At 44.9% G+C, this 559-nt stretch carries 1 protein-coding gene; it reads left to right on the forward strand.

The window, feature by feature from the left end; genetic code table 11:
- Positions 1-376: 376 nt before the first annotated feature.
- A partial coding sequence (locus QQJ79_RS15925; protein WP_284223920.1) for an inorganic diphosphatase occupies positions 377-559 on the forward strand: 183 nt, incomplete at its 3' end.

Raw genomic sequence — 559 nt, forward strand, 5'->3', positions numbered from 1 at the left:
ATGTCCCTACTCGACGCTAATCATTACAGGGTAATCAACTGTATATATCTACCATGACAGATAAAAATAATATACGCAACTACCTGTTCCGGTTCGACCTTTTGTCTGAATACAGGGGCTTTATTTGCCCCCGAACCAATTTTACAAGAACAACTTTCTGAATACTTTCCATACCCTGATTTTACACAAACCGGATAAGAGAAGAACCGCCCCCGCCGGTCCCGTTCCGGCAACTAAAGTCCTGTAAAAGAGCCGCAAAAAATCGGTTTTTCGCCGCTTTCAAGCAAAAAACAGCAAAGTTTTTACATTCGAATCTAGCCTTGAAGTCAAGAACATGCTAATCGGGCGCCAACGATTTTGAGGAGCATAGCTAGAAATGGATATTTCAAAGATTTCCGCCGGTAAAGATGTCCCCTGGGACGTAAACGTCATTATCGAAATTCCTATCGGTGGCGTGCCGGTCAAATACGAAGTGGACAAGGACTCAGGCGCCATGTTTGTGGACCGCTTCCTTCACACCGCCATGTTCTATCCCTGCAACTACGGTTTTATCCCTCAC

The organism is Brevundimonas denitrificans, assembly GCF_030160755.1.
GTDB classification, from domain to species: Bacteria; Pseudomonadota; Alphaproteobacteria; order Caulobacterales; family Caulobacteraceae; genus Brevundimonas; species Brevundimonas denitrificans.